The 16030-nt window shown below is 75.0% G+C and carries 11 protein-coding genes and 1 pseudogene; 9 read left to right on the top strand and 3 right to left on the bottom strand.

All coding sequences use genetic code 11. The features are described from left to right. Window positions 1-125: 125 nt before the first annotated feature. A pseudogene (locus tag M1O15_RS07370) lies at window positions 126-1184 on the bottom strand (SWIM zinc finger family protein); the annotation flags it as partial. 167 nt (window positions 1185-1351) lie between these two features. Here M1O15_RS07370 and M1O15_RS07365 point away from each other — a divergent pair. The 6 genes from M1O15_RS07365 (at window position 1352) to sucD (ending at window position 9221) form a co-directional block, all read left to right on the top strand. Next, window positions 1352-1804 carry an MmpS family transport accessory protein gene (locus M1O15_RS07365; protein ID WP_248632437.1) on the top strand — a complete coding sequence of 151 codons (453 nt, stop codon included), beginning with the start codon at window positions 1352-1354 and terminating at the stop codon, window positions 1802-1804. Between the two features lie 247 nt (window positions 1805-2051). Further along, window positions 2052-3152, top strand: a complete 1101-nt coding sequence (locus tag M1O15_RS07360) for an AAA family ATPase (protein ID WP_248632436.1) — start codon at window positions 2052-2054, stop codon at window positions 3150-3152. Then, window positions 3149-5647, top strand: a complete 2499-nt coding sequence (locus M1O15_RS07355) for a DUF5682 family protein (protein WP_248632435.1) — start codon at window positions 3149-3151, stop codon at window positions 5645-5647. Before M1O15_RS07360 ends, M1O15_RS07355 begins: the two co-directional genes overlap by 4 nt. Beyond that, window positions 5644-6816: a VWA domain-containing protein gene (locus M1O15_RS07350; protein WP_248632434.1), complete on the top strand. Its 1173-nt coding sequence runs from the start codon at window positions 5644-5646 to the stop codon at window positions 6814-6816. The genes M1O15_RS07355 and M1O15_RS07350 overlap by 4 nt, the downstream gene beginning before the upstream one ends. 321 nt (window positions 6817-7137) lie before the next feature. Beyond that, window positions 7138-8316, top strand: coding sequence for an ADP-forming succinate--CoA ligase subunit beta (gene sucC, locus M1O15_RS07345; protein WP_248632433.1), 1179 nt, complete (start codon window positions 7138-7140; stop codon window positions 8314-8316). A 20-nt stretch (window positions 8317-8336) separates the two neighbouring features. After that, a complete protein-coding gene (sucD, locus tag M1O15_RS07340; protein ID WP_248632432.1) occupies window positions 8337-9221 on the top strand; it encodes a succinate--CoA ligase subunit alpha in 885 nt (294 codons plus the stop codon). 96 nt (window positions 9222-9317) lie between these two features. On the opposite strand, the gene M1O15_RS07335 is transcribed toward sucD, so the two are convergent. After that, window positions 9318-10733, bottom strand: a complete 1416-nt coding sequence (locus M1O15_RS07335) for a helix-turn-helix domain-containing protein (protein ID WP_248632431.1) — start codon at window positions 10731-10733, stop codon at window positions 9318-9320. A 123-nt stretch (window positions 10734-10856) separates the two neighbouring features. On the opposite strand from M1O15_RS07335, the gene M1O15_RS07330 reads away from it, so the two are divergent. Further along, entirely contained in the window at window positions 10857-12488 is a 1632-nt protein-coding gene (locus tag M1O15_RS07330) for a cell division protein PerM (RefSeq protein WP_308282246.1), read from the top strand. A gap of 81 nt (window positions 12489-12569) precedes the next feature. Here the strand turns inward: M1O15_RS07330 and M1O15_RS07320 are convergent, their stop codons facing one another. Then, complete coding sequence (locus M1O15_RS07320) at window positions 12570-13478, bottom strand: hypothetical protein (protein WP_248632430.1); 909 nt, start codon at window positions 13476-13478, stop codon at window positions 12570-12572. 299 nt (window positions 13479-13777) lie between these two features. On the opposite strand from M1O15_RS07320, the gene purN reads away from it, so the two are divergent. Then, complete coding sequence (gene purN, locus M1O15_RS07315; protein ID WP_248632429.1) at window positions 13778-14401, top strand: phosphoribosylglycinamide formyltransferase; 624 nt, start codon at window positions 13778-13780, stop codon at window positions 14399-14401. Beyond that, window positions 14388-15956, top strand: coding sequence for a bifunctional phosphoribosylaminoimidazolecarboxamide formyltransferase/IMP cyclohydrolase (purH, locus tag M1O15_RS07310; RefSeq protein WP_248632428.1), 1569 nt, complete (start codon window positions 14388-14390; stop codon window positions 15954-15956). Before purN ends, purH begins: the two co-directional genes overlap by 14 nt. Window positions 15957-16030: the final 74 nt, after the last annotated feature.

The following is a 16030-nucleotide window of genomic DNA, read 5'->3' as shown; positions in this document are numbered from 1 at the left end:
CCTGCGTCGTCGGAACCCTGCGTCGTCGAGATCCTGCGTCGTCGGGATCCTTTGTTCCGGGCTTCTGTTCCGGGCCTCTGCCCCGGGCTTTGGCGCCCGGATCCGGCTCCGCGCCCCGGGTGGTGTCAGACGAGTGCGACCAGGGGCGGGGCGGTGGCGACGGCGGCGCCCTCGGTGGTCGCGCGGGCCCCGTCGCCGTACGCCGCCCAGACGGCCAGCGGGGTGAGGCCCCGGTGGCCGCACTCGCCGAAGACGGTCACCGGGCGGCCCCCGGACACCGCCGCCAGCCGCCACAGCCCGGGCCTGCCCAGCGCGGCCGGGGAGAGTGGCAGGGCCGCCGAACCGTCCTCCTCGGCCAGCTGCCAGCCGCCCTGGCCGTCCGGCAGCGGTATGACCGCGGCCAGCGTGACCGGCCGGGCGTCCAGCCAGGGGTCCTCCCGGAGCGCCGACCCGTAGGCGGCCAGGGCCTCGGTGACGCCACCACCGGCCGGTGGACCCGCTCCGGGCGCCGTGTCTCGGCCGGATGACGGGCCTTCACCGGATGGCGGGCCTTCGCCGGGCGCCGGGTCGGCGAACCGCTCGCCGAGCTCCATCCGGAGCCCTCCCGCCCCGGGGCGCGCGATCAGCTCCGCGTCCACCACCGCGCCCACCGGCAGGGCGAGCGCGGGCGCGCGGCCCGCCGCACCGTAGGAGAGCACCAGCGCCGTACGCCCGGTCCGCCGCCCATGCAGCCATATCCGACGGGTGGTCAGCTTGCCGTCGGAGGTGTCGTACTGGGCCAGCACCGACCAGTGGTCGCGCCGCGCGGGGCCGTCGGCGGGCGCCGTCAGCCCCACCCTCGTCCGCACCGCCGACGCCAGCGGCTCCGGGAGGGCGTCGATCCGGCTCCACGCCCGGCCCAGCAGCTGGGTCAGCGCGCACTCCTCCAGGAGCCGGGCCGGCCATCCGGGGCCCGAACCCGGTATCGCGCCCAACTCGCGGACCCGGGTGGCGAGCCCGGGGGCCTGCGCGTCTACCATCCGCGCCGCGGTCTCCTCCCAGAGGCCGTACCCCGTGCGGTCGGCCGTCGCCAGCCCGGCCCGGAGCAGATCCGCCAGGCGCTGCTCCAACTCCTCGACACCCGCGCTGATCCGGGCCGCTCGCCGCGCGGCCCGTCGGTCCGCGGCCTCGGCGGCGGCCGCTCCGCGCTCCCCCTGTTGGTCCATGCGAACGACCGTACGACCCCCCACTGACAATCGCTCCGAGCAGCGGTTTTCGCTCGGATGGGCGGTGCTGCGCAACGAGTTGACTTTGCGACATCTTTACTGTTCTCTGCGTTTGCCATGTTCACACTCCGGGGGGTCCCGTTCCGATGAACCGCATCAGTCGCTCCGTCGCCTCCGTGCTCGTCGCGGGTGGCCTGGTCCTGGGCCTCGGTGCCTGCTCCGAGATCGCCGAGCAGACCGAGAAGGAGGTCACCAAGGAGGTCGACAAGGCTGTCGACAAGGCGGTGAACGAGGAGTACGAGGTCACCTACGAGGTGACCGGCGAGAAGATCACGTCGATCGAGTTCAACGCGGGCGGCGGCAAGTCGGCGATGGACCCGAAGCTGGAGACCGTCGAGAACCCGACGCTGCCGTGGACGAAGACCGTGAAGCTGCGCGGTATCGAGCCGCCGTCCGTCGCGCCGAACGCGCTGGACGTGGCCGGCGACGGCAAGGTCACTTGCAAGATCATCTACAAGGGCAAGGCGATCGCCGAGGAGTCGGGCACCGGGTACGCCGCGGCCGGCGGGTGCGTCGCCGTCTCGCCGATCGCCAGCTGAGCCCGCTCGCTTCTCGCGCTTCACACGGGCGCCTCCGGCTCGGCCGGGGGCGCCCGTCGCCGTCAGCGGGCCGCCGGACGCGGCCCCCTGACGGTTGTCCCGGTGCTCGGACCCCGATTGTCAGTGGCGTGGTGCACGGTGGAACCCGTAGCCGATCGCACACGATCCGGAGGGGGACCCGACCGTGCCCGAAACCACCGGCGCCACACCCGTAGACGTAGACGTAGATGTAGACGCAGAGGCAGACGTGGCCGTGGACGGAGCGGCCGCCGGGGTGCTCCGGCCGCACGCCGAGCACGCCTTCGCCCGTGAACTGGGCGCGCTGCGGGCCGCCGACGACCGGCCCAGACCGCCGCGCTGGCAGCTCTCGCCGTGGGGCGTCGCCACCTATCTGCTCGGTGGCACCCTGCCCGACGGCACCGTCATCACCCCGAAGTATGTGGGGCCGCGCCGGATCGTCGAGGTCGCGATCGCCACGCTGGCCACCGATCGGGCCCTGCTGCTCCTCGGCGTGCCCGGCACGGCCAAGACCTGGGTCTCCGAGCACCTCGCCGCCGCCGTCAGCGGTGACTCCACGCTGCTGGTGCAGGGCACCGCCGGCACACCCGAGGAGGCCATCCGCTACGGCTGGAACTACGCCCGCCTCCTCGCCGACGGCCCCAGCGCCGACGCCCTCGTCGCCAGTCCGGTGATGCGTGCCATGGCCGAGGGCAGGACCGCCCGGGTGGAGGAGCTCACCCGTATCCCCGCCGACGTCCAGGACAGCCTGATCACCATCCTGTCCGAGAAGACGCTGCCCATCCCGGAGCTCGGGCAGGAGGTCCAGGCGGTACGGGGCTTCAACCTCATCGCCACCGCCAACGACCGCGACCGCGGGGTCAACGAACTCTCCAGCGCCCTGCGCCGCCGCTTCAACACGGTGGTCCTGCCGCTGCCGGCCACCCCCGAGGACGAGATCGACATCGTCTCGCGCCGCGTCGACCAGCTGGGGCGCTCCCTCGGACTGCCCACCGCGCCGGACGGCGGCGACGAGATCCGACGGGTCGTCACCGTCTTCCGGGAGCTGCGCTCCGGGCTCACCACCGACGGCCGGACCAAGGTCAAGTCCCCCTCCGGCACGCTCTCCACGGCGGAGGCGATCTCCGTGGTCACCGGCGGACTCGCCCTCGCCGCGCACTTCGGGGACGGGCTGCTGCGGCCCGGGGACGTGGCCGCGGGCATCCTCGGCGCGGTCGTCCGGGACCCGGCCGCCGACCGGATCGTCTGGCAGGAGTACCTGGAGACCGTGGTCCGCGAACGGGACGGCTGGCAGGACTTCTACCGCGCCTGCCGGGAGGTGACGCGATGACGGCCGGCCCGCTGCTGCTGGGGGTGCGCCACCACGGCCCCGGCTCGGCCCGCGCCGTCCGCGCCGCCCTGGACGCCGCCGCACCGGCCGCCGTGCTGATCGAGGGCCCGCCCGAGGCGGACGCGCTGCTGCCGCTCGCCGCCGACCCCCGGATGCGGCCACCGGTCGCGCTGCTCGCGCACACCGCGGACGACCCCGGCCGGGCCGCGTTCTGGCCGATGGCGGAGTTCTCCCCGGAGTGGGTGGCGCTGCGCTGGGCGCTGGAACGGGGCGCGGCCGTACGGTTCTTCGACCTGCCCGCCGCCCACTCGCTCGCCATGGCCCAGGACCCCTCCTGGACCGACGGGGACGCGGAAGGGGGAGACGGAGGCGGCGGGGACTCGGGCGGCGGCGGGCACGGTGACGATCCCGAGGCCGCGGCGGACCGGGCCCGGCGGGCGGGGCTGCGCCGCGACCCGCTTGCCGCGCTCGCCGAGGCCGGGGGATACGAGGACGCCGAGCGGTGGTGGGAGGACGTGGTGGAGCACCGGGCCGCCGCCGGGCCCGGGGCCAACGGCCCACCGGACACCGCCCCGCGCGATCCGCTCGCCGTCTTCGCGCGCCTCGCCGAGGCCATGGCCGCACTCCGCCAGGACGCCTCCCGGGAAGAGGAACCCGGGACGGCCGAGGCCCGGCGCGAGGCGGTACGGGAGGCCCATATGCGGCTCCGGCTCCGGGCGGCGCGCAGGGAGTACGGCGAGGAGGTGGCGGTGGTCTGCGGGGCCTGGCATGTGCCCGCCCTCACCGCCCGGACCACCGCCACCGCCGACCGGGCCCTGCTCAAGGGGCTCCCCAAGGTCCGTACCGAGACCACCTGGGTGCCCTGGACCCACCGCCGGCTCGCCCGGCACACCGGCTACGGCGCGGGCGTCGACTCGCCCGGCTGGTACGCCCATCTCTTCGCGGCCCCGGACCGCCCGGTCGAGCGCTGGCTGACCCGGGTCGCCGGACTGCTGCGGGAGGAGGACCACGCCGTCTCTCCCGCCCAGGTGATCGAGGCTGTCCGGCTCGCCGAGATGCTCGCCGCCCTGCGTGGGCGGCCGCTCGCCGGGCTGGCCGAGACCACCGACGCGGTCCGGGCGGCGATGTGCGGCGGCTCCGACGTCCCGCTCCGGCTGGTCGAGGACCGGCTGGTGGTCGGGGACGTCATGGGGCAGGTCCCCGAGGGGGCGCCCGCCGTCCCGCTGCAACGGGACCTGAGCCGGCTCCAGCGCACCCTGCGGCTGCGGCCCGAGCCGGACGAGCGCGCCCTCGACCTCGATCTGCGCAAGGAGACCGACGCGGCACGCAGCCGGCTGCTCCACCGGCTCCGGCTGCTCGGCGTCCCCTGGGGAGAGCCGGTGGCCGGCCGCTCTGGCACCGGCACCTTCCGCGAGCCCTGGCGGCTGCGCTGGGAGCCGGAGCTGCACATCCGGGTGGCCGAGGCCGGCGTGTGGGGCACCACGGTGCACGGCGCGGCGACCGCCAAGGCCGAGGCCCGGGCGGTCGCGGCGACCACGCTCGCCGAGGTCACCGCCCTCGCCGAGACCTGTCTGGCGGCGGGCCTGGCGGAGGCGCTGCCGGTGGTGATGCGGGCCCTGTCCGACCGGGCCGCGCTCGACGCGGACGTCGCCCATCTGGCGCAGGCCCTGCCCGCGCTGGCCCGCTCGCTGCGGTACGGGGATGTGCGCGGTACGGACACCGCCGCGCTCGCCGAGGTCGCCGTCGGGCTGGCCGAGCGGATCCGGGTTCTGCTCCCGCCCGCCTGCACCGGCCTGGGCGCGGACGCCGCGGCGGAGATGCGCGGCCATCTCGACGCCGTCCACACCGCGATACGGCTGCTGCCGGACACGGGTGGGGGCGCGGATGCGGTCATGGACGCGAGTGCGGGGCGTGGGCTGCTCGGGCGGTGGGCGGAGACGCTGGGGCGGCTCGCGGACCGGGACGCGGTGCCGGGGGTGGTGCGCGGGCGGGCAGCCCGGTTGCTCTTCGACGACGGGAGGCTGGACGAGGAGGAGGCCGCCCGGTTGATGGCACAGGCCCTCTCGGCCGGGGCGCCGCCCGCCGCGGCGGCCGCCTGGATCGAGGGGTTCGCCGGCGGCGGGGCGGACGGGGCCGGCGGCGGGCTGCTCCTGGTCCATGACGAGCGGCTGCTCGGCCTGGTCGACGGCTGGCTGAGCACGGTGCCGCCCGAGGCGTTCACCGATGTGCTGCCGTTGCTGCGGCGCACCTTCTCCGCGTACGAACCGGCGGTGCGGCGGTCCATCGGCGAGTTGGTACGGCGGGGTCCCGCCGGTCGGCGGCAGAGCTCCGGCGCCGCCCTGCCGGGTGCGCCGGGCTTCGGGCCGGGGCTGGACGGGGAGCGCGCCGACGCCGTACTGCCGGTGCTGCGGTTGCTGCTCGGAGACCCGTCCGGGCAAGAACCGGGGCAAGGACCCGGCCGACCAGGAACGGACACCGTGGGGGCGGGGCGATGAGCGAGGACGAGCGGCTGCGGCGCTGGCGGATGGTGCTCGGCCCGGGTGCGGGCGACGGCACCGGGCGGGCCCTGGGCGGAGCCGACGCGGCCATGGACGATGCCCTGAGCGCGCTGTACGGGGCGGACGAGCGTGGCGGGGCCGGGGCGCGGCGCGGGCCGGGGCGGGGCGAGCGTGCGGCGGGGCTCGGCGCCTCGGTGCCCTCGGTCGCCCGCTGGCTCGGCGACATCCGCCGCTACTTCCCCACCCCGGTCGTCCAGCTGATGCAGCGGGACGCGATCGACCGGCTCGGCCTGGCCGATCTGCTGCTGGAGCCGGAGACGCTGGAGGCGGTGGAGCCGGACGTCCAGCTGGTCGGCACCCTGCTCTCCCTGGCCAAGGCGATGCCCGAGACGGTGCGGGAGACCGCGCGGTCCGTGGTCCGCCGGGTGGTGGAGGACCTGGAGCGCCGGGTGGCGGCCCGCACCCGCGCCGCGGTGGGCGGGGCGCTGGACCGCGGTGCGCGCACCAGCCGCCCCCGCCACCGGGACATCGACTGGAACCGCACCATCCGCGCCAACCTCGGCAATTACCTCCCCGAGTACGGCACCGTGGTGCCCGAGCGGCTGGTCGGGCACGCCCGGGCGGCCCGGTCGGTGCGCAAGGAGGTGGTGCTCTGCGTCGACCAGTCCGGCTCGATGGCCGCGTCCGTGGTGCACGCCTCGGTGTTCGGCGCGGTGCTCGCCTCCATGCGCTCCCTCTCCACCCGGCTGGTCGTCTTCGACACGGCCGTCGCCGATCTCACCGACCAGCTGGACGACCCGGTGGACGTGCTCTTCGGCACCCAGCTCGGCGGCGGCACCGACATCAACCGCGCGCTGGCCTACTGCCAGTCCCGGATCACCCGTCCGGCGGACACGGTCGTCGTCCTGATCAGCGACCTGTTCGAGGGAGGGATACGGGACGGGATGCTGAAGCGGGTCGCGGCGATGCAGGCCTCCGGAGTGCGGTTCGTGGCCCTGCTCGCGCTCTCCGACGAGGGCGCCCCCGCCTACGACCGCGCCCACGCGGCGGCGCTGGCCGCGCTCGGCGCCCCGGCCTTCGCCTGCACCCCCGACCTCTTCCCCGAGGTGATGGCCGCCGCCATCGAGGGGCTGCCGCTCCCCGTACCCGACCCGACCGATCCTTGAGGCGGCCGGCCTGCCCGGTACGGGGATATCCGGGCCGTCCGGCCCGGAGGGGGCCGCCCGGTGATCCGGCCCGGTGATCCGGCTCGGTGATCCGGTCCGGTGTGGCCGGATCCTGTGACCGGTATCACCGCTCGGTTGTGATCTGCGATTTAGGGGCCCGGGGCGGTCGGGGATAACCTGCGAGACGGACATGCCGCGTCCACGGACACCGTGTACGCCTCCCTTGTGACAGCGCAGTCACGTTGCCCTCCGCCCTGACCGGGCGCGCGGCACGCCCACGCAGACAACGAACCGCGATCACCAGAAAAGGGACGGACGCGCGTGGACCTGTTCGAGTACCAGGCGAGGGACCTCTTCGCCAAGCACGGTGTACCGGTGCTGGCCGGTGAAGTCATCGACACGCCTGAGGCGGCGCGCGAGGCCACCGAGAAGCTGGGCGGCAAGTCGGTCGTCAAGGCCCAGGTGAAGGTCGGCGGCCGCGGCAAGGCCGGTGGCGTCAAGCTGGCCGGCACCCCCGACGAGGCGGTCGCCCGCGCGACCGACATCCTCGGCATGGACATCAAGGGCCACACGGTCCACAAGGTGATGATCGCCGAGACCGCCCCGGAGATCGCCGAGGAGTACTACGTCTCGTACCTCCTCGACCGGACCAACCGCACCTTCCTGGCGATGGCCTCCGTCGCCGGCGGCATGGACATCGAGGAGGTCGCCGCGACGACCCCCGAGAAGCTCGCCAAGGTGCCGGTCGACGCCAACGAGGGCGTCTCCAAGGAGAAGGCCGCCGAGATCGTCGCCCTGGCGAAGTTCCCGGCCGAGGTCGCCGACCAGGTCGCCGACGTGCTGGTCACCCTCTGGGAGACCTTCGTCGCCGAGGACGCGCTCCTCGTCGAGGTCAACCCGCTCGCCAAGGTCGCCGACGGCCGGGTCATCGCCCTGGACGGCAAGGTGTCCCTGGACGCGAACGCCGACTTCCGCCAGCCGGAGCACGAGGCGCTGGAGGACAAGGCGGCGGCCAACCCGCTGGAGGCCGCCGCCAAGGCCAAGAACCTCAACTACGTCAAGCTGGACGGCGAGGTCGGCATCATCGGCAACGGCGCCGGCCTGGTCATGTCCACCCTGGACGTGGTCGCCTACGCCGGTGAGGCGCACGGCGGCGTCAAGCCCGCCAACTTCCTCGACATCGGCGGTGGCGCCTCCGCCGAGGTCATGGCGAACGGCCTGGAGATCATCCTCGGCGACCCGGACGTCAAGTCCGTCTTCGTCAACGTCTTCGGCGGCATCACCGCCTGCGACGAGGTCGCCAACGGCATCGTCCAGGCCCTGGAGCTGCTGAAGTCCAAGGGCGAGGACGTCACCAAGCCGCTGGTCGTGCGGCTCGACGGCAACAACGCGGAGCTGGGTCGCAAGATCCTGTCCGACGCCAACCACCCGCTGGTGCAGCGCGTGGACACCATGGACGGCGCGGCCGACAAGGCCGCCGAGCTCGCGGCTGCGAAGTAAGGGACGAGGTCGGAAACACCATGGCTATCTTCCTGACCAAGGACAGCAAGGTCATCGTCCAGGGCATGACCGGTGCCACGGGCATGAAGCACACCAAGCTCATGCTGGGTGACGGCACCAACATCGTCGGCGGCGTGAACCCGCGCAAGGCCGGCACCACCGTCGACTTCGACGGCACCTCCGTACCGGTCTTCGGCTCGGTCGCCGAGGCGATCGAGAAGACCGGCGCCGACGTCTCGGTCCTCTTCGTGCCGCCGGCCTTCGCCAAGGCCGCCGTCGTCGAGGCCATCGACGCGGAGATCCCGCTGGCCGTCGTCATCACCGAGGGCATCGCCGTCCACGACTCGGCCGCCTTCTGGGCGTACGCCAAGTCCAAGGGCGACAAGACCCGCATCATCGGCCCCAACTGCCCGGGTCTGATCACCCCCGGCCAGTCCAACGCGGGCATCATCCCCGGCGACATCACCAAGCCGGGCAAGATCGGTCTGGTGTCCAAGTCCGGCACCCTGACCTACCAGATGATGTACGAGCTGCGGGACATCGGCTTCTCCTCGGCGGTCGGCATCGGCGGTGACCCGGTCATCGGCACCACCCACATCGACGCCCTGGCGGCCTTCGAGGCCGACCCGGAGACCGAGCTGATCGTGATGATCGGCGAGATCGGCGGCGACGCCGAGGAGCGTGCGGCCGACTTCATCAAGGCCAACGTCACCAAGCCGGTCGTCGGCTACGTCGCGGGCTTCACCGCGCCCGAGGGCAAGACCATGGGCCACGCCGGCGCCATCGTCTCCGGCTCCTCCGGCACCGCCCAGGCCAAGAAGGAGGCCCTGGAGGCCGCGGGCGTCAAGGTCGGCAAGACCCCGACCGAGACCGCCAAGCTGGCCCGCGCCATCCTGGAGGGCTGAGCCCACCAGGAGCCCCACCCGGCTCCGCACGGCAGGACGGGTCCGCCACCGGTCGCAACCGGTGGCGGGCCCGTCCGCGTGTACCCGGGGCCGCTCTCAGGGCAGCTGGGGGACCAGCCGGGCCGGGCCGCCGGCCGGCTCGGAGCGCAGCCGGTCGCGCAGGGCGGCGTCCTCCCGGGTCAGGCTCCGCTCCGGCCCGCTGAGCACCGGCACCCCGGCCACCGGTTCGCCCGGTGCCAGCGGTGGCTCGTACGAGGTCGGGGCGGTCGCCAGGGTGAACGCGGTCGCCCCGACGATCAGCACCGTCAGCACGATCGCCGCCCGGGTCCACAGCCGGATCCGGCGCTCGCTGCCGCTGCGGACCGAGCGCGGCGCGGCCAGCGACACCGCCGGCCCCTTGGTCAGCACGAACGTCAGCCGCTTGTGCAGCACCGCCGGATCGGCCACCTCCGGCACCTTCTCGGCCACCGCGGCCCGGGCGTGCAGCACCCGGTTGCCCGCCGCCGGGGTGCTCGCCTCCGTCTCGGCCGCCGTCTCCGGCAGATCCAGGCCCAGCCCGTCGTAGAGCAGCAGGGTGCGCCGGTACACCGGTGGCAGCTCCAGCACCGCGGCCCGCAGCGCCTGGGCGGCGCGGTCGGCACCGGGGGAGTCGGGCACGCGCTGCGAGCGCCGGAAACGGTGCCAGGGCGACAGCGCGTACTCGTGCACGGCGGCGCGTACCCAGCCCGCCGGATCCCGGTCCACGGCGACCTCGGGCCACCGCTCCCAGGCCAGATGGAAGGCGTACTCCACCGCCTCCCGCGACAGCCTGCGCCGCCCGGTCAGCACATAGGCCTGCTGGACCAGCCCGGGCGCCGCCGCCTCGTACAGCGCGTCGAACGCCGCGGCGGGCGCGGAGACGGCCTCCGCGGAGGGCTCGGCCGCCTGAGCGGTAGCGGCGGTGGCGTCGGTGCCCGCGTCGGCCGCCTGTTCGGTGTCGGCGTCGGTCCCGGCCGTGGGCTCCGGCTCGGCCTCGGGGGCGGGCTCGGTGTCGGCCACGGCTTCGGACGCCGGTACGAAGGCGGGCTCGGTGTCAGCAGCGGGCTCGGGCGCCGCGGTCGCTTCCCGCGGTACGGGATCGGCGCCGGTGCTCTCGCCCCCGCCCCCGGTCTCCACCACCGGTGTCTCCGGCGGTGTCTCCACCGGTGTATCCGGCGGTGTCTCCGGTACGGCGTGCAGGATCCTGGCGTATGCCTGGCGTTTGCGGCCGCGCGGGGTGGTGCGCCCGTTCTCCCAGGAGCGCACCGTCGCCCGGGTGACCCCCAGCATGCGGGCGAGCTGCTCCTCGGAGAGGTTCCTCGCCTCCCGGAGCCGGCGCCGTTCCCGGGCGGACGGCAGCGGAGGTGTGGGTCCTGGCGGCGGGGCGTCGGGTTTTCCGGCCCGGTCGGGCGGCCCGTCCGACGGCCCGACGGGCGCCGGCGCGTCGGACTCGTGGAACTCGTCGGGCTCGGAGGTGGTCGCGGTCCGGGTCATGGCCGGCCCCCGGCAGGACGGCCGTCGGCGGAGGGCGAAAAGTACATAAGCGTATATTGCGCGCCACACCGGCTCTTCGCCCGTTACCCGGATCAAGCGCGTGTCGTTGGCACCATGGCCCGGGTGATCGGAACGACGACCGTCCGCCGCCTCTCGGGGGTCCTTCCCGGGCTCTGTGTGCGCGGCGCCCTCGCGGCGGGGCTCGGACTCGGTGCCGTCACCGTCGTGGTGCTGGCCCTGTGGATCGGCTCCCCCTACCCCGACAGCGGCCCCGGGGGCGCCCTGCATGTGGCCGCCGCCCTGTGGCTGCTGGCGCACGGGGCCGAGCTGGCCCGTCCCATTGCCCCCGCCGGGGCCTTCGCCCCCATCGGGGTGGTCCCGCTGCTGCTGGTCGCCCTGCCGGCCTGGCTGGTGCACCGGACCGCCCGGGACGCGGCCGACCCCGAGGACGACGGCCGGCCGCCTCCGCCGGGAGCCGTGGTGGCCGCCGTCTCCGGGGGCTATCTGCTGGTGGCCGCAGGGGCGATCGGCTACGCGGGGACCGGCGGCCCGCTGACCGTCGACCCGCTCGGCGCGGCCCTGCGGCTGGTGCCGCTCGCCGTGCTGTCGGCCGCCGCCGGGGTGTGGGGCGCGTACGGGCGGCCGCCGGGCCCCCTGCCCGGTTGGGCGCCGGAGCGGCTGCGGGTGGCCCTGGCCCGTTCGCGTACCACCGTCGGCGTACGGGCCGGAGCCGTCGCCACCGCCGTACTGCTGGCCGGGGGAGCGCTGCTGGTGCTGGCCTCCCTGGTCTGGCACCTCGGGGCGGCCCGGGACGCCCTGCTGGGGCTGTCCGGGACCTGGTCCGGACGGACGGCTGTGGTGCTGCTGGCGCTGGCCCTGCTGCCGAACGCCGCCGTCTGGGGTGCCGCGTACGGGCTCGGCCCCGGGTTCGCGGTCGGTGCCGCCGCCACCGCCGCCCCGTTGTCGGCCACCGGCACGGCGGGGCTGCCGCCGTTCCCGCTGCTGGCCGCGGTCCCGGGGGACGGCCCCGGAAGCTGGCCGCACTGGACGAGCGCGCTGGTCGCCCTGGCCGCCGGGGTGGCGGTGGCCCGCCAGGCCGGGCGGCGCACCAGCGCGCGGGTACGCGACACGGCGCTGGCCGCGCTGCTGGCGGCGGTGGTCTGCGGGGCGGCCATGGCCGGACTCGCGGCGGCGGCGGGCGGGCCGCTGGGCACCGCGCGGCTGGCCGAGTTCGGCCCGGTCTGGTGGCGCACCGGGGCGGCGGCGATGGGCTGGACGGCGGCGGTCGGCCTGCCGGGGGCCCTGCTGCTACGGGCCTGGCGGGTACGGCGGGAGGCCCGGGAGGCGTGGGAGTTCGCCGCGTACGAGGAGTCGCCACCGCCGTTGCCGACGGCCCGGGAGGAGGCCCCGGAGCAGGGGGCGGCGGACGAGGAGACGGGCGGGGTGCCGGACGACCCGGAGGAGCGGGAGCCGGTCTCGGAGGCCTTCGAGGCCGCGGAGGTGTACGGGTTCCTGCCGGCCGACTGGGAGGAGCCGGAGGCCCGGCGGGCGCGCTGGGCGGCCCTGAAGGAGGCCTCCAACCCGCTGGTGGGGCCGCCGCCGCTCCCGGACACCCCGGAGGAGACCGACACGGAGGACCCGGAGGACGGAGAGGGCGGGGAGGCCGCGGAGGACGGGGCGGAGCCGGGTGGCGGGGGAGCGGCCTCGGGGGCGGCCGGGCCCGGCCCGTACTCCGCCCCGTATCCCCCTCAGTAGCCCTCGGCGGCTGAGTGACCGACGGCCCCCGCCGCGAAGTCGCGGTGGGGGCCGTCGCCGTCGGCAGAGGCCGTCGGGGCGTCAGTCCTGGACGCCGAAGACGTCCCGCAGCGGCTCGGGCAGCCGCTCGTTGCAGGCCAGCAGTCCGCTGCGGGTCAGCGAGTCGTCCACGCAGGTGTAGTAGTCGCGATAGGCGAGCTGGACCGTGTACGCACCGGCCACGATCGCCAGGGTGATCGCGGCCAGCACCACCCCGCTGACGGCCGCCGTGGTCTGCGGCCGGCCGCCACCCGAGGACTTGGCCGGGGTGGCCGAAGCGGGGGCCGCACCGGTGGCCGGCCGGGTGGCGTCGGTCGCGGTGGCGGCGGACCGGCGGGCGCGCAGCGAGCTGATGCCCCAGTACAGGCCCAGGGCGCCGAGCAGCAGGCCGATCTCGGTGAGGTCGAAGAGCGCGAAGAAGAAGCCCCACATACCGGCGAGCAGCGCGTAACGCGCCCGGCGCTGGGCGGGGTCCTTCATGTCGACCCGAGGAGACGACGTGTTCTGACCGCCGCCCGGACCGCCGCCCTGCTGGTCGCGCTGGTCGCCGTTCTGCGGCCGGCTGCCGAAGCCGCCGGAGGAGCGGCCCGGCTGCCGGGGGCTCCACTGGCCCCAGGGCGTCCGGTTGCGCCCGCCGCCCTCGGACCCCTCGTCCCCGTCCCCGGACCCTTCGCCCTCCGGGCGGCGCGGCTGCCAGGGCTGGTCCGGGCGGCCCTCGGGGGGCGGGGCGAACGGGTTGTGCTCGTCACCGGAGGACCCCGAGGACCCGGAAGACCCTGAGGGCGCGGAGGACCCCGAGGGCGCCGAAGACCCGGAGGACCCGGACGACCCGGAACCCGGTCCCGAGCTCCCCGGTCCGCTGCTCCCCGGTCCGGACGAGCCCGCCGGGTCGGTGGACTGGCGGTCCCGCGACAGCAGGTGGATGGCCGTGCGGCGGCGTCGGTCCGGCATGTGGTGAACGTCTTCCCCTCAGACCCGTCGCTGCCGGGTCTCGTGTCGTCGTGCCCGCCCCGTGCCGGGGCGGCCCTTCCCCAGACGCTACCCGTCGGGTCCGCCCCCGTCCCGTGGGGGCGGTCGGGTGTGCCGGTATCGTTGCTGACGATCGGCCGCCTCGTAGGGTTCCCCGTATCGAGAGGCGCGATCCGTTCGTACGACCGTACAAACGGTGGCCCCGGCCGGTCGTCCGCACCGCCCCACTCCGTACTCCCCACCCCTGGTCCCCACCGCCGCAACGCGAAAAGAGTCCCGCCGTGGCCGCCGCCCCCGCCCGCCTCGTCGTCCTGGTCTCCGGATCCGGGACCAATCTGCAGGCCCTGCTCGACGCGATCGCCGCCGACCCCGAGGGGTACGGGGCACGGGTCGTCGCCGTCGGCGCGGACCGCGGCGCGATCACGGGCCTCGAGCGGGCCGAGCGCGCCGGGCTGCCGACCTTCACGGTCCGGGTCGGGGACTACCCGAGCCGCGAGGAGTGGGACCGGGCGCTCACCGAGGCGGTCGCCGCGTACCAGCCGGACCTGGTCGTCTCGGCCGGGTTCATGAAGATCGTCGGCAAGGCGTTCCTGGAGCGCTTCGGCGGGCGGACGGTGAACACCCACCCCGCCCTGCTGCCCAGTTTTCCCGGGGCCCACGGGGTGCGCGACGCGCTCGCGTACGGCGCCAAGGTCACCGGGTGCACCGTCCACTTCGTCGACGACGGCGTCGACACCGGCCCGATCATCGCCCAGGGCGTGGTTGAGGTCCGGGACGAGGACGACGAGGCCGCTCTGCATGAGCGGATCAAGGAAGTCGAGCGCTCGCTGCTCGTCGAGGTCGTGGGGCGTCTGGCCCGGCACGGCTACCGCATTGAGGGACGAAAGGTTCATGTCGGTGAATAAGCCCACCCGAAAGCCCATCCGTCGCGCGTTGATCAGCGTCTACGACAAGACGGGGCTGGAGGAGCTCGCCCGGGGGCTGCACGAGGCCGGTGTCGAGCTGGTCTCCACCGGGTCCACCGCGGCCCGGATCGCCGGCACCGGCGTCCCGGTCACCCGGGTCGAGGAGCTGACCGGCTTCCCCGAGTGCCTGGACGGCCGGGTCAAGACGCTGCACCCGCGGGTGCACGCCGGGATCCTCGCCGACCTGCGGCTGGACGCCCACCGCGAGCAGCTGGCCGAGCTGGGCGTGGAGCCGTTCGAGCTGGTGGTGGTGAACCTCTACCCGTTCCGTGAGACGGTCGCCTCCGGTGCCACCCCGGACGAGTGCGTGGAGCAGATCGACATCGGCGGCCCGTCGATGGTCCGCGCCGCCGCCAAGAACCACCCCTCGGTCGCGGTGGTCACCTCCCCGGGGCGGTACGCGGAGGTGCTGGACGCGGTGAAGGACGGCGGGTTCGAGCTGACCGCCCGCAAGCGGCTGGCCGCCGAGGCGTTCCGGCACACCGCCGCGTACGACACGGCCGTGGCCTCCTGGTTCGCCGCCGAGTACGCCCCGGCCGACGACTCCGGCTTCCCCGAGTTCCTGGGCACCGTCCACCAGCGCTCCCACGTGCTGCGCTACGGCGAGAACCCGCACCAGGGCGCCGCGCTGTACCGCTCCGAGGAGGGCGGCGGCCTCGCGGGCGCCGAGCAGCTGCACGGCAAGGAGATGTCGTACAACAACTACACGGACACCGACGCCGCGCGCCGGGCCGCCTACGACCACGACGAGCCGTGCGTGGCGATCATCAAGCACGCCAACCCGTGCGGGATCGCCACCGGCGCGGATGTCGCCGAGGCGCACCGCAAGGCGCACGCCTGCGACCCGCTCTCCGCGTTCGGCGGGGTGATCGCGGTCAACCGCCCGGTGTCGGTGGCCATGGCCGAGCAGGTCGCCGAGATCTTCACCGAGGTCATCGTGGCCCCGGACTACGAGGACGGCGCGGTCGAGGCGCTGGCCAGGAAGAAGAACATCCGGGTGCTGCGGGCGTCCGGCGCCCCCTCCGCGACGGTCGAGGTCAAGCCGATCGACGGCGGCGCGCTGCTCCAGGTCACCGACCGGCTCCAGGCCGACGGCGACGACCCGGCGAACTGGACGCTGGCCGCCGGTGAGGCGCTGTCCGCCGACGAGCTGGCCGAACTGGCCTTCGCCTGGCGGGCCTGCCGCGCGGTGAAGTCCAACGCCATCCTGCTCGCCAAGGACGGTGCCAGCGTGGGCGTGGGCATGGGCCAGGTCAACCGGGTCGACTCGGCGAAGCTGGCCGTGGAGCGGGCCGGCGAGGAGCGGGCCCGGGGGGCGTACGCCGCCTCCGACGCGTTCTTCCCGTTCCCGGACGGCCTGGAGGTGCTGACCGCGGCGGGCGTCAAGGCCGTGGTGCAGCCGGGCGGTTCGGTCCGCGACGAGCAGGTGGTCGAGGCGGCCCGCAAGGCCGGGGTGACCATGTACTTCACCGGGACGCGGCACTTCTTCCACTGAGTCCCGAGCGTTTCGAGGAGTCCGCGTTTCGAAGAGCCTGAACAGGGCGAAGGCCCCGCCCCCGGGACGTCCGG

The organism is Streptomyces lichenis (assembly GCF_023218175.1).
Classification (GTDB): domain Bacteria; phylum Actinomycetota; class Actinomycetes; order Streptomycetales; family Streptomycetaceae; genus Streptomyces; species Streptomyces lichenis.
The sequence above is the reverse complement of the archived record's forward strand: the minus strand, read 5'-3'. Positions and strand labels throughout refer to the sequence as shown.